The sequence below is a fragment of the Bradyrhizobium sp. B117 genome (genome assembly GCF_038969555.1).
In the GTDB taxonomy this organism is placed as follows: domain Bacteria; phylum Pseudomonadota; class Alphaproteobacteria; order Rhizobiales; family Xanthobacteraceae; genus Bradyrhizobium.
On sequence record NZ_CP152414.1, the window covers coordinates 610,739 to 634,555 of the forward strand.

Below are 23,817 nucleotides of genomic sequence, written 5' to 3' on the forward strand. Positions count from 1 at the left end.
AAACGTCGGCCCCTTCTAGATGGAAGTCGTACCTTGGACCGACATAAGCGCAAATCATGTGGTGAAATATTGGAAAGCGCTGCAGGCCCGCGGTGCCGCAGATTGGGCATACCGTCTGTTCGCGTTCGACTTGCATGCTCTGCTGCCCGGATCTGATGCTGCCCTCAGTAAAGGCCGAAGACCACTTACAAGCGTCCCGGCGATGCGCGCGACGACTTCGCTGTAATGCATGTGAATATAAACGGTGGAGTTGAGCGGTGGCGGAGACGTGCCTGGATCGAAGCGGATTCGCGCAATCTGCGTCGCGGGGCGATCTCTGAGCTGCACTTGCGCGCCGGCATACACGGCCAAGACCGGCAGGATCTGCGCGATGCTTCCGGGAATGCGGCGGTTCCCGAAACAGGACAAAAACTTCTTTACCCACTTTGGGTCAATCAGACGCTCATTCGGAATATACCAGTCAACAAAGGTATCGGTCGGATCAAGGATTTCCGCGATTGAAGCACCCGCCGTCAAGGATTGACCAACATGCGCGATGCCGGTCGAAACGACCCCGGCAACCGGCGCAAAGACTTTCCCTTGGCCGAAATGGCTTTGCACGTCACCTAAGCGGGCTCGGAGTTGATCGATGAAATCATCCAGCGAGGCGAGTTGAACGGCCGATTCTGCCACTTCGGCCTCATGGGAGACCACAGTTTTGCCAGCAGAGGCGCGCTCGCGCAACACTTCCATGCGGAACGTCACCGTAGCGGAGGACATGGCTTCCACTTGCTTCGCTGCGTCTTCGGTTACTTTCAGGTAGGCGCGCGCTGCATTCAGCGATTCCTGCGCGACGCGGGCCTGAATGCGCAACTCTGCTGTGCAGCCGTTGATATCGGCCAGCGCCCTCATATAGGTTGCGACGATGCTGTCCTGCTCCGGCGAAACCACCTCGGCAATTTCCTCGCCTGCTTTGACGACCGCACCTGGCTCCAGGTCCATTTTGGCGATCTGTACGGTGTAGGGCAGCGATACGATCTGGCGCGGCGAGGTGACGGTGCCGGGTCCGCCGAGGTAAACGAAGGGCGCGCCGAAATAGATAACGAAGAATGCAAGGACTCCAAACACGATCAGCGCGTAGGCGAAACGTACCACCCGCCCCGCCGCGCGGCGGCGACTTTCGATCGGATCCGGGACGTTGGGACCGAGACGATTGATCATGATGTCCATGGTTCTGCCCTCAACCGCGATCGTCCAGAAGTGCACGACGAACTCGCGGCGGCACGAAGTCGTCGTGGCGCGATGTCGCGAAGATGATCTCCGATGAATAGGAAAAGAACCGAGCGCATTTCAGATAGACGCCTTGATAGAAGGGAAAGATCAGCGACGCGCTCAGAGCAAAAAAGCCGATGGATCGATTGAACATGACGAATGCAAGCGCCATGTTGAAAAATGAAATCCACAGAAGCGACACATAGATCGCGCCGAGAAATAAGGCGGCCCTCGGCCCGAACAACAGAACGACGTTGATCAGGTATAACGGCAATGTCAGTGTCGGGACGAGATCGAAGACAATAAAATCCAACCTTTGCAACGTGTCCGGCAAGCGCTCCAAGGGATGAGAGAAGCTCAACTCACCGTACATCATGAAACGGATTCTCAGCGCGTCACGATCCCATCGCGCACGCTGGCGCAACAAGCCTATGCCGCTTGCGGGGCCGTCCGTCTCGGCCCAAGCGTCCGGTACGAAGCGAATGAGATAGCCAAGGCGGCGAAGGCGCAAGCTATACTCCAGGTCTTCGCCCGGGCCGACATCGAGGCCACCGTTGCGCAGGAACGTCTCGCGACAATACATCGAGCAGGCGCCCGACAGGCAAGCGATGGCACCAACGACATCCAAGATAGATCGGCCGGCGCTGATCGACATCAGGTACTCGACGCTTTGCAGCCCTGTCCATAGCGAGTCGCGTTCGTTGCTGATGGCAATGTTGCAACTCGCGCCACCGACGCGGGGATCGCGAAATGCATCCGCAAGCCGAGCCACCGCGGGGGATCGAAAATCGTATCGGCATCGACGGTCAGAATGAGCTCGCCGCTCGCAAATCGCGCACCGGCATTGATCGCTGGGCTACGGCCGCAGCGCGTCCCGTGCCAGATCACCATATCTACAAGGCCGAGTGCTCGCGCCTGTTCGGCAATGGCACGCGTCTGATCGGTCGGGCCATCGTCCACAACAATGATTTCCACCGGTCGCAACGTCTGCTGGCGCAGCGATGCAATTGTCGGCTCGAGACCGGAACCGCCATTGAAGGTTGGGATGATGACACTAACCGCAGGCGCCTTGGCAGTCGCGTCGATCCTTGAGGACTTGCGCATCCCAAAGATTGCGAGCGAGAGCAGCGACAGCGTGAAGCGGGAATATCGAAGATCAGCACGGCAAGAAAAAGCTGCAATGGGTCGCTCCTCGCGACGAGCTGCAACATCTCGAACATGGAGCCTCCCACAAAGGCTGACCAGGCGGCTGGCAAGAAGTAGGACGGTGGGCTCGTTGTGCTTTGAGATGGATCAAGGCACGAGGGCCGGCGTCCGTCTTGGTGATTTTCTGAAGTTTTTAATCAAGAGAGGAGTTGTTTCTCCCAGGAGCCGAATGATCCAAGGTCGGACCAACTGTTACTCGCAATGTCTCGGTATCCTGAATGACCGAGGCGTCACGCCGCCGCGCGGTGGCAAGTGGCAGGCTACGCAAGTAATCAGGCTGCTCAGTCGCCTGCAGTTCTCAGGTGATGACCTCAGACTCAGCTCGGATCGTCCGATTTGACCTTTGCCGGCGGAATCATCAGCATCGTGTCCGGGCTGAGGCCGCCCCCCCGCGGCGATGCGATACAACTCGGCATCACTCAGCTCCTCGATCGGCACGTCGCGCCGGTCAACGACCTGCACGGGCTTATCATCCAGGCGATCCACAAGCTCCCCAATGTAGGCAAGATTGCCTTGCTCCGCCTTGTCCAGCAGTTGGTCGGCGACCCTGCGCATCGCGAGGGGACGGTTGCGAAGCGCGATCCGGAGCGTGTCATTGCGCTACTGGAGGTCACGTCGGTTTGCGAGGACCGGCTAGTCATAGAGCCTGAATGAAGATCCCGGGGTCTACCGTTCGGCAACCAGTTGCACCGTTTGACGTCCACCGTTTAGCGCTCTGAGTCGGTTTATGTATTCTTCAGGCTTCAACAAATGGAATGGAGCCTTCAGGCCCATAAAACTCGCTATGCGACCGATGAAATTGGTGCAGTTGGTTGTTCCCGCGTTCCACACCGGCGAGGTCGCCTGAAGACGCTGGATGTAAGCAAATACCTTTTTGGCGTCAGCCTCATTCAAGTAGACTCGATAGCTCGCTGTCAAATATTGCTCATCGAGGTCGCCGTAGCTCGCGCCCGTTTCAGAAGGCACAAACATGAAATGTCCCAATACGTACGGCAACGTGTCGCCTGCTGGATGCAGGCCGGCAACTTCGACCGCCCTTTGGCTCGTCTTGCCGTACCAGACAAATGCGTGTCCGTAGGATGCAGCAGTGCGTGCACGAAAATCAACGTAGTAGGGTCCTTTAACTGAAGATGCCCGGGCCGGCTTTGCATCCGACGTGGCTGGCGGGTTGCTTGGCGCAGCCGCGGCCGTTTTCGTAGCGGAGTTAATTGAAGCCTTGGGGGCAGTGTCCGGTCGCTGCTGAAGATCAGCGCGCGCCATGAGTTGCTGTGCACCAGCGCTTCCCACGGAAGCCGCAAAAATTGCCATTCCGACAAACAATCGCAGATCGCGGTATTCCCAGATCACTCTTGCCACGCACGCCCCCCTCTTGGGCCCAGCACAGCCCAAGCGACAACTAGTCCGCTTATCGGAGGTGAACGCCTCCGGCCCCCGACGGGCCGAAGGCGCTCGAATCCGCAGGCTTAACCTTTGGTGACTAACGGAGCCGGCGCCGGAGCCTTGCCGATCGGGTATTTGCCGACTGGAGTTTTGCCGACGGGATATTTACCAATCGGCGCGGTCTGGACGACGGGTTGCGGACGAGGCAGATCCGCGGCAGCTGCCGCTCCCACCAAAGCCAAAGACGCAGCACCCGCAATTACGAATTTCAGCATCAAGTCTCCCCTGAAGTTGCCCACTACCCTTACCGATTCTGAGCCTACCCGGACGTTCTCCTCACGCAATAAATAGAGGCCCATGAGGGCAGTCGCGCGATCTCTTTTCTGGCAAATGTTGCAGAAGGGGCACGCTTTTAACGGATTGATGGGAAAATCTTGCCGATCCGCGCCATATACTCGCGATAGCTGTCGCCGAACGTCTGCAGCATCATTCGCTCTTCTCTTGCGACGCGGCCAAAGAACAAGATCCCGAAGCCGGCCAGGCCCGCTAAACCGGCAATCCAATTAGGCAGCAATGCCTGGGCGATAGCCCATAACCAAAATGCCGAATACATCGGGTGCCGAACTCTCCGGTAAATCCCTTCCGTCACGAGTTCATGGTTCTCCCGCAAGTCGAGACTTACTTACCGACCAATTCCGGCCGAGTGCACGGTGCGCCAGGTGGGACACGCCCAAAGCCGCAATCGCAAAGAGACCCCAGCCAAGTCAGCGAGGGATAAAGATGTGAGCTGCAAAACGAGGTATTCGTATCGCGACGTAGGCGAGCGGAACAAGTCCAAGCCCCAAAAGAGATATCAGCAAAAGCGCAGTTTCCAGGGGGGCGCCGTGCTCCGCACAATCCTCGCACGACGGGAACGCCGCGCGTACTTGTAGCGTATGAGATACCAGCCGATCGCCAAGGCAACGAAGATGACTTTCGAGATGGTGGCGTCATTTGAATTAGGCTGCCGCGCCCGGGTGACCTGGCAGTTCGCCTTCTAGCAGCGCCGCGCTCGCAATAAGTTCGCCGCCCTCAGCGATCATCGACACGGCGCCATCCGAGGCGAGCGTCTGGGATTTGGCTGAAACAGGTCCGCATGTGAGCATGAAGTAATCGTACGATGTTCGCTTATCATTTCCACTGACGAACTGGTTGTGCAAGCGGAAGAAGTGGAAGCGGATGCGTCGATAGATGTCGTCGTCGAGCATTCGGCTCACGACCCTGACGGTCGCTTCGTTTTCCCTCGATAAGCCCATTTCGGCCATCGGCCGGCTTTTGTAGAAGTTCAACGGGTCGACGAGGGCCTGATAATCGCCCCAGAAGATCGTGCGCGACTTGGCGACGCGTTCCATCGTCGCGCGAAAGCGTGTTGCCTTCGGATGCAGGCCGACCTTGAGTATGGATGATCCAACGCTCAAGAACGTGACGGGAATTTGGTTCCTACCGGGCTCAGGGTCCTGCTTCAAGGCGCGATCAAGTAGATCAACCGCAAGTACGGCGCCAAGACTGTGCTCCATGACCACAATTTCGTCTGCGGCGGAATTGCTCGTCGCAGCCACGAGCTCGGTGGCCAGCCTCTCTAGCCTTTGCTCGAGTTTCGAATTGCCGAATCGAATATACTCGCGCGAAAAAATCCAGTCGTCGAACAAGTCGCCCAGGTGCAGCCAGCGCCACGGGCCCGCCAAAACGGCTGCGAACCCGAAGAGCCCACCAACAGCAGCAACGGGAGTTGACCCGGTGACTTTGAATGCAAGCACGCCAATCAAGACGGCGGTCGCGATGAGCAGTCCGAACATGACGAATGGATAGAGAAAGAAAAGTGCGTAACGCCAGTTGGTCAGCAAGTAACGCCAGAGAGTGCCGGCCAAAACGAAATCTAGGAAGGCAAGGAAGCCGAGAGGAATTCGTGAACCGATGCTTCGTCGGCTAAACCCTTCAATGACATCGTCCCATCGAACCAAATGGTAGTCGGTTTCGACCCGCCAATCGGGGCCGGTGGTCGTCACATTCCACTTGGTCTGATCCGCGCTGTCGCGCAAATTGTCAACGATCGCTTTCACTGTCCAGGTGCGCTGAAACCTTTCAATTTCGCGTAGAAAGCGTCGTTCCGCGCCGGCAGGTGGCGTGGTTGGATCATAGCCGCCAATATGAAAAACCAGGCGCTTCGCCACGGGCGCTCCGGGTGTATTGTCACCCGCAACAACTTCTGTCCGCGAACTTCTGATGTTGCTCATCGTACACGCGTCAATCGAGCTGTAATAGCAAAGACCTAACGAACGTCTGGCGCCAAGGGTTGTCAAGAGAGAAGCGACCTTCGTTTGATGCGGCTCACTGCGCGCGCATGGCAAGTTTGTCGATCGGGCGCGTTGAGCTGGCAAAGGAATTGCGCGGCCGTGCAGGGGTTTCAGTCCATTTGAGCATTGGGGAGGATGCTATGACCAAAGTTGATTTCAGCCAGAGGTGTCGGAGTCGGAGCATGTGTGGGAGGAGCTTGAAGGGCATCGACATCCGAACGTCTATGCCTGCAATAGCTGTTTGGCCTATGCGAACATGACGGTGATCATGTGCGCCGAGCCCAGGTGCTCCAGCCCAGCAGAGATGTACATGGAGCCGGAGAAAAAGTGGGTCTGCGAAACCCATTTCGTTGGGGGTGATCATTCCCTGAAGCCCGGCCAGGACGCGTCGTGCAATAGGCCACTTGTCTGGGTACATCCGAAGGGAAACCATAAACTGCCTTGCGCCTTCAGGCTCCCGTCGTGACCTCCTACCCGCAGTCCGCAGACATTAGCTGGCCGATGCCTGCTTTTGGCCCACAGCCGGTAATCCGATGCTCGTATTAAGTCGGCTGTTGGAGCCGGATATGACTCCCGGTGGGCGAACCACAGCGTCGGCCTTCAGTGGATGCTTGCCGAGCTCAATTCCGGCGATGGCGTAGAAAGGCGTCTCGCAGCGGTAACGGTCCGCGATTCGCCGCGCTGGTTGCTGTTTACGGGCTCTTCTCCGATCCCACGACGATCGGCAAGCATCTCGATCAGCTTGGTGGATTCCTCCCGGGCGGAGCGATCAACATTGCGAAAGAGCAGCTTACCCGTGTGGCATCCAAGGGCTCCAACACCCTCGGCATCACCTTTCTGATCGGACTGGCGACATCTCTATGGAGCGCAAACGCGGCTATGAAATCGCTGTTTGACACCTTGAACATCGTGCACGGCGAGGAAGAGAGACGCGGGTTCTTCAAGCTCAACGCAGTTTCGCTGAGCTTCACGATCGGCGGGATCTTGTTCATAGTCGCGGCGCTCGGCTCGATCGTCGCTGTTCCCGTGCTTCTCAACTATGTGGGCTTGTCCAACGCCGGCGATCTTCTGCTCAGGATCGGCAGGTGGCCTGCAATGCTCGTTGTACTCACTTTGGCCTTGGCGGTGATCTACCGGGCCCAAGCCGGGAAGCAGCCTTATGGCGATGGGTGACGTGGGATAGCGCAATCGCGGCGGTTCTTTGGCTGGCAATATCCGGCTTGGTCTCTTGGTACGCCGCCAGTTTCGGCAAGTTCAACGAGACGTACGGTTCGCTCGGAGCCGTCATCGGCTTTATGACCTGGCTGTGGATCTCAGCAGTCGTGGTTCTCCTTGGCGCGGAATCGACGCCGAAATGGAGCATCAAACAGCGCGCGACACCACGACCGGGCCCCCGACCGGGCTAGGAGCCCGTGGGGCGCGGGTCGCCGACACGGTTGGCGCGGCACAAGGCAAGTAAGCTACCGTTCGTCTCGCCTGGTTAAGAGCGGCCTTCCGCCAAGGCTGCTGGTCGCGTCGCCTTCTGAGCTTCAGCTAAACACGTATTCACAGCAGCCTTCAGGTAAGTGACGTAATGATCAGCACGACACTGCCTTGTCTCTAAGAACCTCATTATCCGCGGGCCATAAACGTTCCGCGCGCAGACATGTCTGGGAAAAGCAGGCGTAGTGGTGGCTAAAAAAGAGGACCAACTCCCTCCTTCATGCCGATCTAAGGTGCCTCTCACATCTGTGTCGTGCCCTCTAGGAGCCCGGTTAGCGCGACGCTTCCAGTGCTTGGCGCATAGGAACAGAGCTGGCTCCTCCGAGTTCGAGCTGTCTAACCTATTGAGGAGCCATAAGATGAGCCGCGGAATGCCGTCCATGACCGCACTTCTCGGAATGCTGGCAATCGCCGGGTATCAGAATCGGGACAAGTTGGCGGAGTTGCTCAGAGGGCCGGGTGCTGGATCGCTTCAGCCAGCCAACGCCCAGCAACCGCTTGGTGGCCTGCTCGGAAATCTCACAGGTATGTTGAGTGGCGCAGGGGTCGGGGGACTGCTCCAAGGTGGAATTGGCGAACTTCTGGAGAAGTTCAACCAAAATGGCCATGGAGATGCGGCTAGGTCTTGGGTCAGTTCTGGGCCAAACAAGGAGCTCTCCCCCCTGCAACTGCAGGAAGCAATCGGACCCGACGTGTTGGACAGGCTTGAGAAGGAGACCGGCTTATCTCAAGAGGAAATACTCGCAAGATTGTCGCGCGAACTGCCCCAGGCAATCGACCAATACACGCCCGAGGGACGCCTACCCACATGATAGCAGCCGGATTGTCGCCGGCTTCAAGAGGAGGAGAGAATGAGCATTCTTTGGACGATCCTCATCGGCTTTATTGCGGGCGTGATTGCAAAATTCATCATGCCAGGTGACAACGAACCCTCCGGGTTCATCCTCACCACTATCCTCGGCATCGTCGGCGCCTTCGTTGCCACCTACCTCGGCCAGGCACTTGGCTGGTACCGTCCGGGAGAGGGGGCCGGACTCATTGGTGCTGTGGTCGGCGCCATCATCGTGCTCTTCGTATATGGTCTCTTCGCCGGACGACAAAGGCGTGTCATTTGAAAGAGCAGGAAGTCAGGCCACGCGGAGCGATCCGTGTGTCCATCTCGCTTGACCTGCGTGGAGAAGCGCCCCGTCATCCGCGCGCTCCTCCAATTATTTCACGAAGGCAACTTCACCTCGGCGCGCGCGGCTGCCGCGGCGTCCATACCTGCCTGCCTAACCCGGTCCACGACTTCGGCCCCGGTGTCCCCGATTTCTGCGACGACGGTGTCTGAAGCCTCCCGCAGCGCCTGTGAGACCGCACCGGCGCGTCGATTTAGGTCGGCCTTAACGTCGTCGCTGGCTTCGCCGATATACTTGTTCTCAATGTCGGACGCGCGAAACGCGCCTGCAACCGCGGCACCGACCGCGATGCCCACGATCCCGAGGACGAGGGGTTGCCGTTCCAACATCTCTGCGAGTGACGACTTGGCGCTGTTCACGGTGTCCTTGTTCGGAAGCGGGTTGCCGAGCTTGCTGAATTGCTCCTGCGCGTAGGCAAGGCCTTCGTCGAAACGATCCCCGAGGCTATCGGTAGCCTGCGAGACAGTATCGGAAACGGCAGCGGTCGCGCCACGCAGGGTGTCTCCGATCCCTTGGGAGCCGTCGTCGTCCATTTCGGGTGCGGTCGGCGGCGCCACGGTCTGCTTGATCGCGGACGCTGCCGACTTAAAACCACTCGTCCCTCTATCGGTCAGGGGTTCGACGGCTTCGGCAGCGGAACGCGCCACAGTTTTCAGCCTCTTGTCGTCCGCCAACAGCCAGAGCGCTCCTGCTCCGATGAGCGCCGCGGCAAGCGGATTGTCCTTGGCAGCCGCCACCAGATTGTCGATAAAGCCGGTCTTTGTGCTAGTCATCGCACCATTCCCTTCACGGTATCCTTGTCTTTTTCCAGCTGGCCGATCGTTTCGCGCGGGGCAAGCTGACGCATGTCAAGCCGGTTCATGCCCATTGCGACCAGCGCGCCGGCTACGGCTGCGGCGATAACCGCCGATGTCAGATATGACAGCGGCTGCGACCATCCCGCGGAGATCAATGCCGCGGATAGGGCAAACAGGGCCATGACGATAGCTGGGATCACCATAACGGCGCCGCCTATGATCAAGCCCAGCGCGCCGCCTATCTTCTGGAGCTTGTCGCCAACCTCCGCCTTTGCCAGGTCGATCTCGTTCTGGAACAGCTTGGCGAACTGCGACATGGCGTCACCAAGCAGCGTCGAGATTTCCCTGAACTCGCTTTGACTCGTTTTGATATCGCGCTCGATGCTCATGGTACGCTGCCCTGCGAGGATGACGCTTGTTGCGTATGGGGGTTACCTTTCTTGGCCTCCTGACTCCAGTTTTGCTCTCCCGCCGAAAACGAGGTCCCACTCGATGTCTGTCCGCTCCCCGACGTGCTGCCAGTGGTGTTGCGCTGCCCTTGGGATGACGACTGTCCGCCCGAAGCTTTCAGAAAGCGCACGGCCGCGAAGCCTGCCAGCACCGATATTCCGAGAAACGCCGCAGGCTGACGTCTGGCGAAATCGGTTGCGCTTTCGACGAGATCTCGGAAGCTTCCATCCCGGATCTTCTGCGCAGCGTCCTCGACATAGTCGGCGGCGGAGCCGATGCCACGTGCGGCGAACGGAACGTCGCTCTCGAAAGCCCGGCCGGCTTCGCGGATGTTGTCTGCGAGGCGCTCGACGAAATCTGCGCCCGAACGTTGCTGCTCGCGCGCCTGGCTCTGGATCTGCTCGACGGTTCCTTCCGCGACCCCCTTTGCTGCATCCGCGGCCTCACCGAACTTGTCTCGCGCGACGTCGGCCGAGGCCCGGAAAGCGTCGCCGGCGCGCTGTTTCACCTCCGCTCCGGCATCATTCATCTGCTCCTTGATGTTTTTTGCGGTGCCCTTGTCCTGGTTCTTTGCGAACTGCGTCACGTTGTCCGGGTCCAAATCGCTCATAATGATTTCCTTCAAGTGTGGGGGTGAGAGGGACTAAAGGCAGCTTTGACCACGTCGTCGGCGGCCTCTTTCAATGTGTCAGCCATGTTCTGGGTCACACGGCTGGCATGGCTGCCGAGATCTGCCTCGGCAAGCTTTTGCGTCGCAGCATCGGCCGCAGATGTCGTCGCGTCTCTCGCTGCCTCAAATCCGGATTCCATCGCGTCGGTCGCAGCCTGCTTCACTCCATCACTTGCTTCGCCCATCACCTTGGCTTCAGCCTTGGTCTCGGGAAGAGCCGCAGCAATGATGGCTCCGATCGCAATGCCCAAGCCTCCGATCAGCGCGGCATTGTCGCCGATGGTCTGCCGGGCCTGGTCGGGCGCGCTCGCAGCGGCATCCTTGGCTGCGTCCATGCCGCTCTTGAGCTTTTCACTCGCAAAGCTGCCAGCCTGGGCCGCGCTCGCCCGCACGTCAGCGGCGAGACCTGCGGCCTTGTCCTGGGCGTCATCAGCCATGCCGGCGGCTCGGCTTTGGGCGGAGGATAGCGTTTCCTTGGCGTCGCCTTGCATGGACCGCGCGCCCTCTGTCATCTCCTCAAGCATGCGCCCCGCTCTATCCATGACCGGACCGGTGGCGTCCGCAGCGCGATCCCGCACTGTCTTCGACGTCAGGGCCAGCCCGGCCCCGATCATAAGAAGTGGCAGCGACATACCCCGTGCCAGCCTCAGCAGCGGAACGCCCACTGCGGCGCCCGCGGCCACTGCGCGCATTGGGTTGTCCATGATCTGTTGCTTAAGCCCTTCGACCCAACTCTGGGTCTTGTGGCTGACGAATTCGGTAACTTCGGATTTGATGTGCTGCGGCGAGACTTTGTGGCGAATGTCGTCGGCCGTGTCCGATATCTGCTCCTTCAACCGTCCTACTGTCGCCGCCAGCTCCGCGCGGCTACGCTCGGACTCGCGTCTCAGCTCCTCCACGGATCGTGTCATCGCGTTACCCTCTTGCTTTGATTCCAGGATTTAAGGTCGAACTCACGGTTTGTTTAATCGTTCCTTGCGCTACCTGGCGCCTTCGGGCGCGACAAAGAACCAATTCGGCAAGGGCTAGGGAATGCGGCGGTTGAGACTGCCAGCCGGATGCCGTGCTGGACGGCTTTGGCTGGGACAACCCGTCGCGGGCGATGTTAGGAGTTTGAGCCTGCAGACGCGATTGTGGTCGACGCAGATGCGGGCACTAGCCTCGGTTCTCGAAGCCGTACTCGCGACGCCGGCGGCCAGCATTCTCGGAAGTGCGACGGCCGGTGCGACTTAAGGCGTGGCAGAGCCCTGGCCATCGGCGGGACCCATGACCGGGTACGTTGACACTCGACTGCGCGCGATTCCGCTGCGACCACCTTTAGGTGAGACAGGACTCACGATCCGTCGCGATGCGGTACTTCCTGAACGACGTCGTGGAGAAAGTCTTCCGGTCGCCGTCGGGTCCGGTCGCCTTCAGCTATCTTGCGAGGACTTCACGCAGGCGCACAACCATGCCCTCGCAATCGGCATCATAGTCAACGCGCTCGTCACGAATTCGACGAAGTACGGCTTCCCCGACCAAAGCGCCCGCCACGTCACTGTCTCGCTTTCGAACCGACGGAAATCGAGTTGACCGCACGGAGAACGGCGTCGGTCATCGCTGGCGCTGCCCCCCGTCAGATTGGGCTCGCGGATCGTGCAGTTGCTCACGCAGCAACTCGAGGGGACCATCGAATACGAGAACGTCTCGATCCCCGGCTGCGCGTCAGGGTGCGCGCGCGGCCCGCCTAAGCCAAAGCGGTGCGGAACCGTTCGAAGGTTTGCCGTCTTCTAGGCGGAGAGGGAGGAGGGACCGCCATGTCGACCGTCGCAAAGCTGTTGGCGCAGAAGCAACCTGGAACAACTCGCAGACGATCCGGGGCCGAACGAGCGGGAGGAACTGGAGCCTCTGCTGGCTAAGGTAGAAACCGCGCTCAGTTGGCTGGAATCCGACAATACCGATCCGGAGCGCTGAGACTACCTGATCAGCGAACTTTCCCTGGAACGGAGCCTCGCTTGCAGGCTTTTCCCGAAGTGGACAACGGCTGTCGATACAGCAGTCCGGATACGGATGGGGATGCCATGAAGAACGCAGTTTTGGCCGCCATGCTGGTGCTCGTCGCGCCGGCGTATGACTCGGTGGCACAGCCGGTGCGCTGGACGAGATATTCAATCCCAGAAACAGGCACGGCCATCGACTTCCCGGCCTCCATCTTCACCGAGCAAGCAGGTAAGCCCGACGGATACGGTCAGCGATTCCGGACCTCCGACCGCCGAGCCGATATCACGATACAGGCCGCCCCGAACGTCTCGAACGATTCTCCGGCAGCCTTCCTTGAGAAGAAGAGCCCTCCGGCGCGGATTCAGTACAAACGGGTGACCTCCCGGTTTTTCGCGGTGTCGAGTTACAAGGGCGACAAGGTTTGGTACGACCGCTGCAACTTCACCGGCCGACTGGTCCACTGCGTGCTGATCAATTATCCGGCCACTGAAGAGCACGATTGGGACAGAATCATCACCCGCATCAGTCTTTCGCTGCGGGGCAACTAACCAGAAGCCGGGCGCTCTTTGGCCAGGCCTCAGTGCCTCAGTTCGGAACGCGACGAAATCTCTCGGTGAGACGCCCTTGCTCCTCGATGTCGGAGCGGACCATTTGCCGAAGCTCATCCGTCCCCCGCTCGGCGGCGGGCGGCCGTCTGCTGGAATTGGCGTTCTGTCTCCCATGGTCCGGAACGATCTATCCGAAGTATTTGAGGAGCTGACAGCGGTAGCAACGCAAGGCCTTCCGGCGAGGCCGCTAACGCGCACAACTTCTGGATTCAGGATTTGGCCCGGGGAGGCGGGCTCAGACTCCATCGTCGGCCTTCTCCGCCTTTTCGTCCGTTCCTCCGTAAGTTCAAAAATGCACACAGCAGTTCCAAAAACTGGGCGTCTTTGGACCTTTGAGAGATTTGACGGGCACCGAAACTGGAGCAGGTCTCGGAGAGCAGCTTGGAGTTCATCGATCTTGAAGGGCTTCCGCAGTATTCGCGAGCGTTCGCCGCGCGCGGAACTGACGGCGTCCGTTTGGGAGAAGCCGCTTGCCAATAGGGCCGGAAGCTCGGGCAAGCGTTCTCTCAGGAGTGTGGCGACGTCCGCGCCATTCATGCCCGGCATCGCAAAATCGAGTATTGCAGCCACGGGTGCTTCGCCTTTGATGGCCTCGAGAGCGGCCAGGCCGTCTGCGCGGACGTCCGGATCATCGTCCACGACGAGAATGTTCGCCCGCCGGATTTCATGATCGTGGGGACGGCGAAGTCTCCGGCGTCTCTTGGTGCCAGGTCGGTCCTGCGGAGGAGCAGTAGCACGGTCGTGCCGCGTCCAGACGCGCTGTCGACTTCAGCGAGGCCGCCGGACTGCTTCAGAGTGCCACAGACTTGGCTGAGGCCGAGTCCGGTGCCCTTGAAGAACGGTTCGAAGGCGTGCTCCACGACGTCCGCAGTCATGCCGGAGCCCGTGTCCGTGACCGCAAGCTTGATATAGTCTCCCGCAGCGAGAGCCGCGTCGCCTAGGGTCATACCCATGTCATCTAATTTCCCTCCAACAAAAAAGAGGGGGCTCGAGGCGATCAACAACGCCTTCATGTGTCAGCACCGCAGTAGCGGTGTCATTCGGCCTGCAATATGCCCCCTAAGCCGGGGATCGGCGTCCAAAATTGCCCCCTACAGATGGTCTGCTGCGCTGCCTGCTTTGGAACGAAGCATTGGTGGGGATGCTGATCGTGGAGACGATGCCCGGATCCGGCGCGAGCACTTCACCAAGGGCAAACGATCAAGGAGATCGCCGTGACCTGAAGGTGTCGCGGAACACGGTTCGGAAGGTGCTGAGGTCGGGAGAGACCTCCTTCGAGTACGAGCGGCAGGTGCAGCCGCGGCTATGACGGCGGTTACGATGCGGTGCGGCGTTACGCTAGGCGGTGGAGCAAAGAACGCGGGCAATCGACCGCGCGGCCGCTTATGTCCCGCTGAGCATTGCCCCAGGCGAAGCCTACTAGTTGGACTGGAGCCACGAGGTGGTCTTGCTGAGCGGCACCACGGTGATGGTGAAGGCCGCCCATGTCCGGCTCTGTCAAAGCCGCATGCTGTTCGTGCGGCCCTTCCGCGGGAGACGCAGGAGATGATGTTCGAAGCCCACCCACCGCGCGTTCGCCTGTTCAAGAGCATGCGCGGGAGCGGTTGTGCGACTTGAGGAGCAACCTCACTTTCAACGCGCTTTTCCTCAGGCACTCATTTTGATGACACGACCGTACTCATTTAACCGGTCGAGTTCGTCCACCAACTCGGTCAATGCCGCCTGCCGCCACTCCCAGATCGCACAAAGAAGCGGGGGTCACCGTCAAACGTTCATCGTACGGGATCCGGGACGCGCGCTGCGGCTCGGTTCACCGCTCTGCGGTCCCGTCGGTCTCAGGAGCGAGCTCCACGACCGCGATCGCTCGGCCGGGATCGTCAGTGGACTTCCTCGAGTTGTTCGTCCACTGCCAGAGCACGGATCCTTTATTTTACCGCCTAAAAAAGAGAGCGCGGGGGCGACGCGTTCGCCTTGGGACGTCACGCTTTGTGCTGAGCCCCGGTGTGTTGAGCCGAGCCTTTTCACTTCGGTATATACCCACTGTCGTAACTATCGGTAGAACTGAACTAATCAATCACGCATCTGATCGTGCCAATCTGGGTTCCCCATGTAACAGCGTCAGCTCGCGTCGAGCAGGGATATCCCGGGGTAGATGCGGGCGAGGCAACCCGATGTTTCCGCCTGCTTCGCCGCCGACGATAAGGTGGTGGAGCCCAGCTCAGTGGTAATAGCAATGAAATGCTCTTCTTCACCGCCAGCGGCCAAATAGCACCGCAACGCCTCCGCTCGCATCGCTGCCGGATCAGTAACAGTAAGAGTGATCGTGAAGGTCCCTTTGTTGTCGGTTGGCTGACTCATTTAATGTCCTCGCAAGTATCGGGCAGAAGAAGTGACCAGCCATTCGGCGACTCGCTCCCGCATCCCTGACATGGTGGCGCAAGGGTGCGATCGGCATCAACGGCGTGGGACGGCTGCTCTTTAGGCCCGCTTCCGCCTAGATTCCCGCCAAGAGCGCCAAGAACTGCGGTAAGGCCGGCGTGCACCTGCCGGGAGGCTGGCGAAGGAGAAGCTAGCATCCTCTCCCGGAGGGCTTCCATCAGCGTCATAGCGTGGGTCAGTTCCATTTTCTCAGCTATAAGCCGCAGCCGATCCATTTCTGTCGTGTCGATGCGCCGTGCTTGGCCGTACCAGATGTCTCTCGTTCTGTTGAAGGATAGTCCAAGCCGGCGTGAGGAGCGCAGGATCGCCGCCTTCACCTGGTCACCAGCCGGACGCGGTTCTGCGCAACGTCGCACGAGAGCCCGCGCTTCCGCGATAGAGGAAGGGTAAGTCGGTGGATTCTGATTAAAGCTGGCCATTTCCTGAACCTCGTTCCGCACGACATGGCTCTGCCGGTCACCGTGAAGGCTATCAACGGCTAGAGACTTGCCGATTGATGCATTGTTTGATACGGAAAGTATCGCATGGGGGTGGGGACATGTCAATACTAAAAGTATCAATTCGTCAGATCAAAGCGGCCAGGGCGCTGCTCGGTTGGTCTCAAGGTGATTTGGCGAAGAACTCTGGGATATCCGCGCCGACGATCAAGAGACTCGAGGCTGCCGAAGGAGACATTGGTGGGAGGGCGGAAACAGGAGAGTCGCTCGTAGCCGCACTTCAAAAAGCCGGCGTCGAGTTTATTGCAGAGAATGGCGGTGGTGTCGGCGTTCGGCTTGCGAAGCGACAGCGACGTTCGAAGTGATGTGGCATCTGGAAGATTCGTTGCCGTAATCGGCTAAACCGTCTCGGCAGGTCCCGCGGGAGAAGCACGCGCCGACGCGGCGATGTGTCGTTCTGTAGCCGACAGCCGGATCCGGGGGCCCGGCGAAGGCCATTGGCCTGACGATCCCGCCTACGCTCCTCGCCCGCGCGACGAGGTGATCGAATAGGGGAGTGTCCGTTCATCGCCCGAATGCGAAGTTCTGGCGGCGTCCTTGCCGTCGGCTCATCGGGGTAGACCGGAAGCAACTGGCTGACCTACCAAACGACGCTTATGACCCGCACCAGAGGAGAGGCCGTTGCAATGTCGAGGTGATGTGGCTGCTGGGTCGGCTCGCTCCCGATCACAAGACGATTGCGGACTTTCGCAAGGATAACGGCCTGGCGCTGCGCAATGTATGCGCGCGCTTCGTCGAACTTTGCCGGGAGATGGGCCTGCTCGCGACAGCCATCCGCAGCGGGAGCGCCAGCTGGATGCCGATCGCGCGGCCGAGCTGGCTCTCGAGGAAGTCCCTCAAGGTCTCGGAGATCTCGTGGCCTTCGGCGCCAATGCGGCGTTCGAGTTCGCGCGCCACATCTTCGGAGGCGTCCCGGGACCATCCCTCGACCGGATTGAATGCTGACGCGAAGCACCTGATCGTATTGCCCCGTGAGCATGTCTCCGATCAGGCTGGAGTAGGTGGCGCCTTCATCGGTCTCGCGAAACGCCGCGCCGTCCCGGAACTCCTCCAGGACCAAATAGAAATCCTTGTCGAGGCGATCGTTCGGGATGATTGACGGCGAGGCCATATGCGAAACTCCAGTGACCTGGGATCAGAGATAAGGGCCCAAAGAGCCAAAATGCGAATCTATTGATCTGCTTCGATGCCCCGCTCAGCAAGGTCGGCAGAGTGATCATCCGCGCTCAGGCGGAACGCGGCTCCGGCCCTTTGCGACCTCCCATCAGTGCCTCCAGGCGGCCGGAGCCGCTGTTCCTTGTTCTTCCGGTTCGACGGGCTGCGGTCGATGAGCTTGAGGGGTAGTTCTTCCCCCTCTGCGGCTTGCAAAAAAAGGGCCCCAGCTCGCAAGGGGGGCGATGGAGCTGGGGCCGGCTTGGGGTCACCCTTGAAAAGGGGTATCGGGAAAACCTGGCGATCGCCAAAACGTTCCTGTCCTAATTTCAAATCGCGGGTGTAGGACCGACGCGGCGCAGGCCGCCAGAGCTCTTTCAAGACCAGCACCTTCGGCTTGTTTTGGGGGCACTTTTAGGCCGCCTCCGCATTTTTCAGCTCATAGAAGATGACGCGGCCAGATACCTCCGCCGAGCAAAGGCTTGCCTCAGAGGCAGAGAAGGCCAACCGCGCTGCCGACAAGAAGGCATGGCTGAGCTGGCCGAAGAGTGGATGGCGATGGCGGAGAAAGCGCAAAGGCAGACCACTCACGAGCATTAAGCGGCGCTGGCCGACGTCAAAGTTACGGCTGGATGCTCGGCGGCTGCCTCAAGGGTCTCAAGAAGATGGTGGACGAACGCCGCGGCCGAGTGGCGCAAGTGCCGCGCGCTGAGCAGATCGCAACGAGGTATGCTCAGCTTTCGCCCGGGATCAGGCGATCGCGTCGGCCGAGATCCGCCGGATCCTGGCGGAGCGCGACTAGTGAAGCTGCGCCAATCACATCGCACCCGCAACCGTCAGCGGCCGGCGGCTCGTGCCAGATGGCTGAGGCGGTAAGGATACAAAAGGGCGCGGGACCGAAGCCTCGCGCCCTTTTTCAAAAGAGCGCTGAAGACCTGCAGCAACGGTTCAACAACGGGCAAAACCCAAGGCGCGTGAGATTACTTGCTCGCTGGGAGCCTTGGCGGTTCCACCGCCAAATGCCCATGATTGCCAATGGCCACTGTTCTCCGTACTTGTTTTCCAATGACCATCGATAAGCTGGAGAGACCACTTGAGATCGTAGGGCGCGTCATCCTGCCACTTCGGTACATTCTCCCAGTCATGCCAACATGGCGGTGGATTGAGCGCACCAAGAGCGCTCGACTCTCTTGCTTTACGATGGGCTGCTATATTGACGAGTATGCTACCTTTCCAAGTCACACCGTTGAGCTGATCGGCTCGCGTGAGGCTCTCTTCCTTCACTTGCCAACGAAAGCCATCGAGGTGCCAATAGCTTGTGCCGGTACCGTAACCAACGGGCTCTCGAGGATCCGGCGGGTCATACAAGAGCGCACTTCCGTCGGGTCTAATTGCAAATTGGCTCTGGATGAACCGTTGGGCTTCGGCCTTGGCTTGATCTGTCTCGCCGGACAAAGCCACGTTCGTCGCGAGCATAAAGCTCCAAAGCGCGCAGCCAGTGGAGAGCAAATTCCTGAGTGAATCGAGCGCCATCTACGCCTACTCCGGCGAGCTTCATGGAGGTGCGTTACACGATCACGAAGAAGACCTATTGAATAACTAGACGTAGTTTCGCAGCAAATCTGGCGCCAGCCGGTCTCACGCTAGCGGGCCTCAATCCGACATCTGGGTCGATAGCCCCATTGATTCCACGTCGTCGAAGGTCGCTATCGAAAACGCGACCCACCCAAGAACGACCCAAGGATGAGTCGAGCGATCACCCGCCGCCGCAACACCACTCGTCGGCTCAGCAGCGCTGGGAAACACCCTTGGGCCGGCTCCGCACCGATGGCGCCAGCAGCCCGCGCAACATCAGCAGGCGCCTCCTGTGGCTCGCGAGCGCCTCCATGGGATCCGATCCGACGCGGCATGGCGGGCGGCAGAGCAGTGCGAGGCGGCTTGCGATGCTGAGCCATGGCGAAGGCAAAGCAGAAGCCCGGCACCCGCAAAGGCGGTCTTCAACCAGATTTTCACGGCATGCTACCCGAGCCGACATCGCAACGCGCTCATGGGAAGGTTATCACCGTCGGGGGTCATATGCCTAAAGCCCAGGACGAGTGCCCCAAGCACAATAGCCACGCCGGCGACGATCCCGAAGCAGACCGACATCTCGACGCCACCCAGTCCAGGGGGACTTTTCGCACATGCAGTATCCTGCCCCGCTCCATCGCCGGGGCTTGGGGGCTGATTAGCGATGGAGCGGGAGTCAAGGCTTTGACCTGCTAGCGGTGCTAGTTCGACCGCGGCCTCGACGTCTTCCAATTTGCGATTGTGATTCTGGCGAGCTGTCGGCCAATGTACGGCGCCATTTGTGCTGTGAACGGCCAATACTCTCCTCAGCGGGCCATAAAACCGATCTCACGCTACGTTTTGCTTCCGTTTTGTGCTGCAGCGATATTCCCCAGCCGAACGTTGGTGTTTCCAACTGTGCCGGGTCCTGTGATGGCGCGGGCGTTGAGACGCCGCCGGCTTCCGGGCGGCTCGGCCTTTTCTTGGCGCCTGGAAGGGCTAGAATGCCATCATGGCGGAGCAGGTCACAATCTTCTTCTATGGATTGTTTATGGATCCGGAGGCCCTCCAGGCGAAAGGACTGCGTCCGCGCCAGGTTAGGCAGGCTTATGTCGAGCGTTTTGCGCTGAAGCTTGGCGCACGTGCCACGCTGGTCGCAAGCAGAGACGGCCCGGTCTACGGCACAATAATGCGGCTTACTCACGCCGAGGTCGACCAGCTATATTCGGACCCCAGCGTCGCTGCGTATCGGCCGGAGCCTGTTCTTGCGCAGCTGGCCGACGGCTCAGCCGAGCTCGCTCTCTGTTTCAATCTGCCCACTCCGCCGCAGGGCGCGGGCAGAAATCCGGAATATGCCACTGCGTTGCAAGCTGTCGCGCGGAAAATGGGATTGCCAGACCACTATGTCGCAGGGCTGTGCAACTGAGGCGACCCCGCCGGTTCGACGCGGGCCGCAGCGAACTCGATCGCTGCGGCCGGCGCACGGTCAATGAACCGGGTGGAACGATCTAGGTGCAACTATGCGGCCAGCCCCGGTTTGGCGAGTATTCCCCACCCATCTCGGATCGCATTTGTTCCGGTAGCAGAGATCGGCATGCCGGTTGACCGATCTTCCCATCGAAGGACGAGCCTTCTTTTTTGGGAAATTAAACCGAGGTCCCGGTGGCGGTGTTCTTCTTCCCCAAGGCGCCGCAGGTGCCGCCGGTGGAGCAGTCGTTCCGAACCCTCCCGGCCGACGACTTCGCCGCCATTCCCCGTACCGTGCGCCTGCTCCTGCGTCGCGGCCAGAGCATGCAGGTCAACCTGGCTGAGCTCAACGATGGTAAGAACCCCGCGCAGAGGCTCATCACGCGCGACCTCCAGTTTTCCCCCAACGCTTCGCTCGATGCCATTGCGACCGACGTGCGGGCCTATCTGGGCAGCCTTGAACAGCAAGCGAGTTGGAAAAGCGTGGAGGATGCACTGGAGGCCTGGCGCGAAGTGTTCGCGCAAGCGGGCATCTACGTCTTCAAGGGATGCCTTCCACTCGGACAACCACTTCGGGTTCTGCCTGTACGACGACGAGTTTCCGATTATCTACGTCAACAACAGCTCAGCGAAGTCGAGGCGGATCTTCACGCTCTTCCACGAACTGGGGCACCTGCTTTTCCACACGAGCGGGATCGACATCGTTGACGATCGGATCATCCAGCACCTGGGCGGCGATGAGCGGAAAATCGAGATCATCTGCAACGGCCTCGCGGCGCGCATCCTGGTGCCCGACGAGGTGCTTACCAACATGCTCAGCGGCAGGCAGCCGAACCGCGAAGCAGCGGCCGACCTAGCCAACCACTTCAGCGTTAGCCGTGAAGTCATCTATCGCAAATTCCTCGACCGTGGCATGATCGACGCCGGCGAGTACACGGAGGCCGCGAAGGAGTGGGAAGCGCAGCTCAAGCCGAAGGAGTCAGGCTCAGGAAACTACTACAACGGCCAGCATGCCTACCTGGGGCAGCGCTACATCGATCTGGCCTTCACGCGCTACCATCAAGGCCGCTTCGATGAGGGCGCGCTTGCCCAGTACCTCAACATCAAGCCAAAGAACCTCCCGACTTTCGAGGCTAAGTTTGGGGGAGGCCACTGATGTATGTACTCGACAACCTCGGTGATTTCATCCCTGCACCGCAACTACTACCGGCCGCATTTCGTGTCGCTTTGGAATGCCTTCGACGGCATGCTCGCCAGTGGGCGGTTCACTTCGACGCGAGAGGCGCTGCGCGAGTTGGAAGACCATGGAAGCGAACCGCTCGATTGGGCCAACGCCAACCCGACCTTGTTCAGCACCCCCGACGCGAACGAGGGTGCCGTTGTCGCTTCCATCTATGCCATCGATCACTTCCAAACCAATATCGAGCGTCAGAAGATACTGCAGGGCGGTCGCAACGCCGACACCTTCCTGATCGCCCGCGCGGCCGTGCTCGGCGCACGGTGGTGACCATGGAGCAGTTCAAGCCGACCGCGGCGAAGATCCCCAACATCTGCAAGCACTTCAATGTGCCGTGCGTGGACTTGCGCGGCTTCATGGCGAAGGAAAGTTGGGTGTTCTAAGCAAATTGGCCTGGAATGGAATCAGCCGTCAGCCCATTCTTGACGGTGGTCGCTGCGATGCAGACCAAGAACATTCCGAAGAAGACGTCGGCCCAACCCAAGCCATAACTTTTATGACCGGTCAAGCACACGGCAGCGGTCAGCAGGACGAGAAAAGAAGCGGTGAAAACCGAACCGGCCCCAATCAAGCCATGGCAAAAATCAGTATGGGACCGATCGAGACAAATACCGGCAGATTTCCCAACAGGGATGATTTCGTTAGTCGGAAATTTCCTCGGACCGATCTCCCGATCGGGTCGACGGATGGCGATTCTTGGGCCGTGTGTCGAGGAGATCCGGCAACGGCGGCATTTGCGGGCGCGCCTCCTGACTCGGCTGGCCGTCCGGATCGTCCTGGGCCGCCTCCATCTGCCTGCGGCTGATCAACCACCCAATCAGTCCGACAATCACCAGCAATGCGCCCGCCACCATCAGCCAGTGCGGATATCGCATGTCGGAGAGGATGCTCAATTGGCACCTCCGATGTTTTGGCCGATCACGGTTGAGCTCAAGCTGGACCAGCCAGCGGATGTTCCCGCAACCCGAGCGCGCGTGCAAGTGCCATTCGTCAGCGCGTTAGATGCATCAGGAAAGCCTCGCAGGCATTCTCGGCATCGGCGAAGGTGTTGAAGGGCGAACCGCCCACCTTAATCGCGCACTTGTTCTGGTAGAGGGGACGCCAGCTTGCGATGTAACCGGGGCGGCCGTGAAAGCCGGGTCCAGTAGAGGCTTCGTGACTGATCACGAACGAGAAGCCGCCGCTGCTCGCGCTCCATACTTCCAGATCCTTGAGGGGACTGATGATGCGGCTGAATTGCATGATGTCCCTCCCGACGGCAGACCCCAGCCCATTGGAATAGGACAGTCCTTTCGCTGATTCGGAAATGCAGCGCGGCGGTTTTCTCCATCGCGGGCACAGGCGCGCCGAAGCGCCTCTAGAGGGGGTGGATTTTTAACCAAATCAGTGGTGCACTGAGGGCGGAGCTTCGAAACTCCCGCAAAAAGCCCTTGCCGGGGCTGAAAGCGCGACCGCAAGGTGGGTCTTGCCAACGCCAGGTGGCCCAAGCAGCAGCACGTTCTCGCCATTGGCGATCCAGCGGGCGCTCGCAAGCTCGCGTATCTGCTTGGGATCCAGCGAGGGCTGGGCCCAGAAGTCGAAGCCCGACAGATCGCGAATGAACGGGAAGCGAGCAAGTTTGAGCGTCATCTCGATGCGCCGCTCATCCTTGCGGGCGATCTCGCGTTCGAACAGCAGCACCAGGGTCTCGCGTAGGCTCAGCTCTTGACGGCCGGCTTCATCCAACAACCCATCCAGCTGGTCGCGGACAGCCGTCAGCGGCAGGCGCGTCAGCATATCGCTCAGGCGATCGGGAAGAAGCCCCCTCCCACAATCGCTTCGTACTCGCCGAGTGGTCGCAGCAGCGTCGGCGACGGCGGCGCGAGAGGCGATAATGCGAGCTCGCCAGCACGGCTCGGTTTAAAGCCAGTCAGACCCTCAAAGTGTTTAGGATCAGCAACGCGATGGCGCCGACCGACACAGATCGGATGAACGGCCACCTCATGGATCCGTGGTGGATGCGCACCACGCCATCGGCGATCGTCGCTCTCACCGTCTCGCCGATCAGCCGCCATGGCACAGAGTAGGCGTTGCCATCGATCTCGACCGCGCAGTCGGCCTGCACGCGCCGGATCAGATCACGTGAAGGGCGGTCTGGCGCGA

At 59.9% G+C, this 23,817-nt stretch carries 25 protein-coding genes and 5 pseudogenes; 12 read left to right on the forward strand and 18 right to left on the reverse strand.

The window, feature by feature from the left end:
* Positions 1-54: 54 nt before the first annotated feature.
* From AAFG16_RS02880 to AAFG16_RS02890, 3 genes are read right to left on the reverse strand one after another with little or no spacing between them, the layout of a single operon-like run.
* Complete coding sequence (locus AAFG16_RS02880) at positions 55-1,209, reverse strand: HlyD family efflux transporter periplasmic adaptor subunit (protein ID WP_342737133.1); 1,155 nt, start codon at positions 1,207-1,209, stop codon at positions 55-57.
* Positions 1,210-1,219: 10 nt separating this feature from the next.
* Entirely contained in the window at positions 1,220-2,023 is an 804-nt protein-coding gene (locus AAFG16_RS02885; RefSeq protein ID WP_342737135.1) for a glycosyltransferase family 2 protein, read from the reverse strand.
* Positions 1,906-2,355, reverse strand: a complete 450-nt coding sequence (locus AAFG16_RS02890; RefSeq protein WP_342737137.1) for a glycosyltransferase family 2 protein — start codon at positions 2,353-2,355, stop codon at positions 1,906-1,908. Before AAFG16_RS02890 ends, AAFG16_RS02885 begins: the two co-directional genes overlap by 118 nt.
* Positions 2,356-2,793: 438 nt before the next feature.
* Here AAFG16_RS02890 and AAFG16_RS02895 point away from each other — a divergent pair, with 438 nt between their 5' ends.
* On the forward strand, positions 2,794-3,111 hold the full coding sequence (locus AAFG16_RS02895; RefSeq protein WP_342737139.1) for a hypothetical protein: 318 nt from the start codon (positions 2,794-2,796) through the stop codon (positions 3,109-3,111).
* 12 nt (positions 3,112-3,123) lie between these two features.
* Here AAFG16_RS02895 and AAFG16_RS02900 read toward each other — a convergent pair whose 3' ends face one another.
* The 4 genes and pseudogenes from AAFG16_RS02900 to AAFG16_RS02915 all read right to left on the reverse strand — a co-directional run bounded on the left by AAFG16_RS02900 (position 3,124) and on the right by AAFG16_RS02915 (position 6,047).
* Entirely contained in the window at positions 3,124-3,765 is a 642-nt protein-coding gene (locus tag AAFG16_RS02900) for a hypothetical protein (RefSeq protein ID WP_342740840.1), read from the reverse strand.
* A 155-nt stretch (positions 3,766-3,920) separates the two neighbouring features.
* Entirely contained in the window at positions 3,921-4,112 is a 192-nt protein-coding gene (locus tag AAFG16_RS02905) for a hypothetical protein (RefSeq protein WP_028154154.1), read from the reverse strand.
* Between the two features lie 137 nt (positions 4,113-4,249).
* Positions 4,250-4,819, reverse strand: a pseudogene (locus AAFG16_RS02910) (protein-S-isoprenylcysteine O-methyltransferase).
* A gap of 16 nt (positions 4,820-4,835) precedes the next feature.
* Positions 4,836-6,047: a hypothetical protein gene (locus AAFG16_RS02915; RefSeq protein ID WP_342737141.1), complete on the reverse strand. Its 1,212-nt coding sequence runs from the start codon at positions 6,045-6,047 to the stop codon at positions 4,836-4,838.
* A 798-nt stretch (positions 6,048-6,845) separates the two neighbouring features.
* Here AAFG16_RS02915 and AAFG16_RS02920 point away from each other — a divergent pair.
* From AAFG16_RS02920 to AAFG16_RS02930, 3 genes and pseudogenes are all read left to right on the forward strand, one after another.
* Positions 6,846-7,629: pseudogene (locus AAFG16_RS02920) on the forward strand (YihY/virulence factor BrkB family protein); the annotation flags it as partial.
* Positions 7,630-8,011: 382 nt separating this feature from the next.
* On the forward strand, positions 8,012-8,464 hold the full coding sequence (locus AAFG16_RS02925; protein ID WP_342737143.1) for a YidB family protein: 453 nt from the start codon (positions 8,012-8,014) through the stop codon (positions 8,462-8,464).
* Between the two features lie 39 nt (positions 8,465-8,503).
* Positions 8,504-8,767 (forward strand): GlsB/YeaQ/YmgE family stress response membrane protein, encoded by a 264-nt coding sequence (locus AAFG16_RS02930; protein WP_342737145.1) that lies wholly within the window; start codon positions 8,504-8,506, stop codon positions 8,765-8,767.
* 98 nt (positions 8,768-8,865) lie between these two features.
* Here the strand turns inward: AAFG16_RS02930 and AAFG16_RS02935 are convergent, their stop codons facing one another.
* The 4 genes from AAFG16_RS02935 to AAFG16_RS02950 are packed head-to-tail and all read right to left on the reverse strand — an operon-like array spanning position 8,866 to position 11,583.
* Positions 8,866-9,603, reverse strand: a complete 738-nt coding sequence (locus AAFG16_RS02935) for a hypothetical protein (protein ID WP_342737147.1) — start codon at positions 9,601-9,603, stop codon at positions 8,866-8,868.
* On the reverse strand, positions 9,600-10,016 hold the full coding sequence (locus AAFG16_RS02940) for a phage holin family protein (protein ID WP_342737149.1): 417 nt from the start codon (positions 10,014-10,016) through the stop codon (positions 9,600-9,602). Before AAFG16_RS02940 ends, AAFG16_RS02935 begins: the two co-directional genes overlap by 4 nt.
* On the reverse strand, positions 10,013-10,687 hold the full coding sequence (locus tag AAFG16_RS02945) for a hypothetical protein (protein ID WP_342737151.1): 675 nt from the start codon (positions 10,685-10,687) through the stop codon (positions 10,013-10,015). The genes AAFG16_RS02940 and AAFG16_RS02945 overlap by 4 nt, the downstream gene beginning before the upstream one ends.
* A gap of 11 nt (positions 10,688-10,698) precedes the next feature.
* A complete protein-coding gene (locus AAFG16_RS02950) occupies positions 10,699-11,583 on the reverse strand; it encodes a DUF3618 domain-containing protein (RefSeq protein WP_342737153.1) in 885 nt (294 codons plus the stop codon).
* Positions 11,584-12,807: 1,224 nt separating this feature from the next.
* On the opposite strand from AAFG16_RS02950, the gene AAFG16_RS02955 reads away from it, so the two are divergent.
* Complete coding sequence (locus tag AAFG16_RS02955) at positions 12,808-13,275, forward strand: hypothetical protein (protein ID WP_342740841.1); 468 nt, start codon at positions 12,808-12,810, stop codon at positions 13,273-13,275.
* A 593-nt stretch (positions 13,276-13,868) separates the two neighbouring features.
* Here AAFG16_RS02955 and AAFG16_RS02960 read toward each other — a convergent pair.
* Positions 13,869-14,348, reverse strand: a complete 480-nt coding sequence (locus tag AAFG16_RS02960) for an ATP-binding protein (protein ID WP_342737155.1) — start codon at positions 14,346-14,348, stop codon at positions 13,869-13,871.
* A 118-nt stretch (positions 14,349-14,466) separates the two neighbouring features.
* Between AAFG16_RS02960 and AAFG16_RS02965 the strand changes: the two are divergent.
* Positions 14,467-14,898, forward strand: a pseudogene (locus tag AAFG16_RS02965) (IS21 family transposase); the annotation flags it as partial.
* Positions 14,899-15,453: 555 nt separating this feature from the next.
* Here AAFG16_RS02965 and AAFG16_RS02970 read toward each other — a convergent pair.
* A complete protein-coding gene (locus tag AAFG16_RS02970) occupies positions 15,454-15,693 on the reverse strand; it encodes a hypothetical protein (RefSeq protein ID WP_342737157.1) in 240 nt (79 codons plus the stop codon).
* Positions 15,694-16,312: 619 nt separating this feature from the next.
* Here AAFG16_RS02970 and AAFG16_RS02975 point away from each other — a divergent pair.
* Together AAFG16_RS02975 and AAFG16_RS02980 are read left to right on the forward strand one after the other, a co-directional pair.
* Complete coding sequence (locus AAFG16_RS02975; RefSeq protein WP_342737159.1) at positions 16,313-16,576, forward strand: helix-turn-helix domain-containing protein; 264 nt, start codon at positions 16,313-16,315, stop codon at positions 16,574-16,576.
* Between the two features lie 329 nt (positions 16,577-16,905).
* A complete protein-coding gene (locus AAFG16_RS02980) occupies positions 16,906-17,370 on the forward strand; it encodes a hypothetical protein (protein WP_342741115.1) in 465 nt (154 codons plus the stop codon).
* A 1,001-nt stretch (positions 17,371-18,371) separates the two neighbouring features.
* Here the strand turns inward: AAFG16_RS02980 and AAFG16_RS02985 are convergent.
* Positions 18,372-18,956, reverse strand: coding sequence for a hypothetical protein (locus tag AAFG16_RS02985; protein ID WP_342737161.1), 585 nt, complete (start codon positions 18,954-18,956; stop codon positions 18,372-18,374).
* A 1,027-nt stretch (positions 18,957-19,983) separates the two neighbouring features.
* On the opposite strand from AAFG16_RS02985, the gene AAFG16_RS02990 reads away from it, so the two are divergent.
* From AAFG16_RS02990 to AAFG16_RS03005, 4 genes and pseudogenes are all read left to right on the forward strand, one after another.
* Complete coding sequence (locus AAFG16_RS02990; protein ID WP_342737163.1) at positions 19,984-20,397, forward strand: gamma-glutamylcyclotransferase family protein; 414 nt, start codon at positions 19,984-19,986, stop codon at positions 20,395-20,397.
* A 236-nt stretch (positions 20,398-20,633) separates the two neighbouring features.
* Entirely contained in the window at positions 20,634-21,146 is a 513-nt protein-coding gene (locus AAFG16_RS02995) for a hypothetical protein (protein ID WP_342741116.1), read from the forward strand.
* Positions 21,046-21,594: an ImmA/IrrE family metallo-endopeptidase gene (locus AAFG16_RS03000; protein WP_342740842.1), complete on the forward strand. Its 549-nt coding sequence runs from the start codon at positions 21,046-21,048 to the stop codon at positions 21,592-21,594. The genes AAFG16_RS02995 and AAFG16_RS03000 overlap by 101 nt, the downstream gene beginning before the upstream one ends.
* 3 nt (positions 21,595-21,597) lie before the next feature.
* A pseudogene (locus AAFG16_RS03005) lies at positions 21,598-22,058 on the forward strand (PIN domain-containing protein).
* A gap of 258 nt (positions 22,059-22,316) precedes the next feature.
* On the opposite strand, the gene AAFG16_RS03010 reads toward AAFG16_RS03005, so the two are convergent.
* The 4 genes and pseudogenes from AAFG16_RS03010 to AAFG16_RS03025 all read right to left on the reverse strand — a co-directional run bounded on the left by AAFG16_RS03010 (position 22,317) and on the right by AAFG16_RS03025 (position 23,779).
* Positions 22,317-22,568, reverse strand: coding sequence for a hypothetical protein (locus AAFG16_RS03010; protein ID WP_342737165.1), 252 nt, complete (start codon positions 22,566-22,568; stop codon positions 22,317-22,319).
* Between the two features lie 97 nt (positions 22,569-22,665).
* Complete coding sequence (locus AAFG16_RS03015) at positions 22,666-22,917, reverse strand: hypothetical protein (RefSeq protein WP_342737167.1); 252 nt, start codon at positions 22,915-22,917, stop codon at positions 22,666-22,668.
* A 201-nt stretch (positions 22,918-23,118) separates the two neighbouring features.
* Positions 23,119-23,451 (reverse strand): annotated as a pseudogene (locus AAFG16_RS03020) (ATP-binding protein); the annotation flags it as partial.
* A 133-nt stretch (positions 23,452-23,584) separates the two neighbouring features.
* The gene (locus AAFG16_RS03025) at positions 23,585-23,779 is read right to left on the reverse strand and encodes a hypothetical protein (protein ID WP_342737169.1); all 195 of its coding nucleotides are present in this window, start codon (positions 23,777-23,779) and stop codon (positions 23,585-23,587) included.
* Positions 23,780-23,817 lie beyond the last annotated feature (38 nt).

Coding starts and splice junctions, on each gene's coding strand:
- AAFG16_RS02880 (WP_342737133.1), bottom strand. CDS start 1,209: ATGGACATCATGATCAATCGTCTCGGTCCCAACGTCCCGGATCCGATC.
- AAFG16_RS02890 (WP_342737137.1), bottom strand. CDS start 2,355: ATGCGCAAGTCCTCAAGGATCGACGCGACTGCCAAGGCGCCTGCGGTT.
- AAFG16_RS02900 (WP_342740840.1), bottom strand. CDS start 3,765: ATGGCAATTTTTGCGGCTTCCGTGGGAAGCGCTGGTGCACAGCAACTC.
- AAFG16_RS02905 (WP_028154154.1), bottom strand. CDS start 4,112: ATGCTGAAATTCGTAATTGCGGGTGCTGCGTCTTTGGCTTTGGTGGGA.
- AAFG16_RS02925 (WP_342737143.1), top strand. CDS start 8,012: ATGAGCCGCGGAATGCCGTCCATGACCGCACTTCTCGGAATGCTGGCA.
- AAFG16_RS02930 (WP_342737145.1), top strand. CDS start 8,504: ATGAGCATTCTTTGGACGATCCTCATCGGCTTTATTGCGGGCGTGATT.
- AAFG16_RS02935 (WP_342737147.1), bottom strand. CDS start 9,603: ATGACTAGCACAAAGACCGGCTTTATCGACAATCTGGTGGCGGCTGCC.
- AAFG16_RS02940 (WP_342737149.1), bottom strand. CDS start 10,016: ATGAGCATCGAGCGCGATATCAAAACGAGTCAAAGCGAGTTCAGGGAA.
- AAFG16_RS02945 (WP_342737151.1), bottom strand. CDS start 10,687: ATGAGCGATTTGGACCCGGACAACGTGACGCAGTTCGCAAAGAACCAG.
- AAFG16_RS02955 (WP_342740841.1), top strand. CDS start 12,808: ATGAAGAACGCAGTTTTGGCCGCCATGCTGGTGCTCGTCGCGCCGGCG.
- AAFG16_RS02960 (WP_342737155.1), bottom strand. CDS start 14,348: ATGAAGGCGTTGTTGATCGCCTCGAGCCCCCTCTTTTTTGTTGGAGGG.
- AAFG16_RS02970 (WP_342737157.1), bottom strand. CDS start 15,693: ATGAGTCAGCCAACCGACAACAAAGGGACCTTCACGATCACTCTTACT.
- AAFG16_RS02975 (WP_342737159.1), top strand. CDS start 16,313: ATGTCAATACTAAAAGTATCAATTCGTCAGATCAAAGCGGCCAGGGCG.
- AAFG16_RS02985 (WP_342737161.1), bottom strand. CDS start 18,956: ATGGCGCTCGATTCACTCAGGAATTTGCTCTCCACTGGCTGCGCGCTT.
- AAFG16_RS02990 (WP_342737163.1), top strand. CDS start 19,984: ATGGCGGAGCAGGTCACAATCTTCTTCTATGGATTGTTTATGGATCCG.
- AAFG16_RS03015 (WP_342737167.1), bottom strand. CDS start 22,917: ATGCAATTCAGCCGCATCATCAGTCCCCTCAAGGATCTGGAAGTATGG.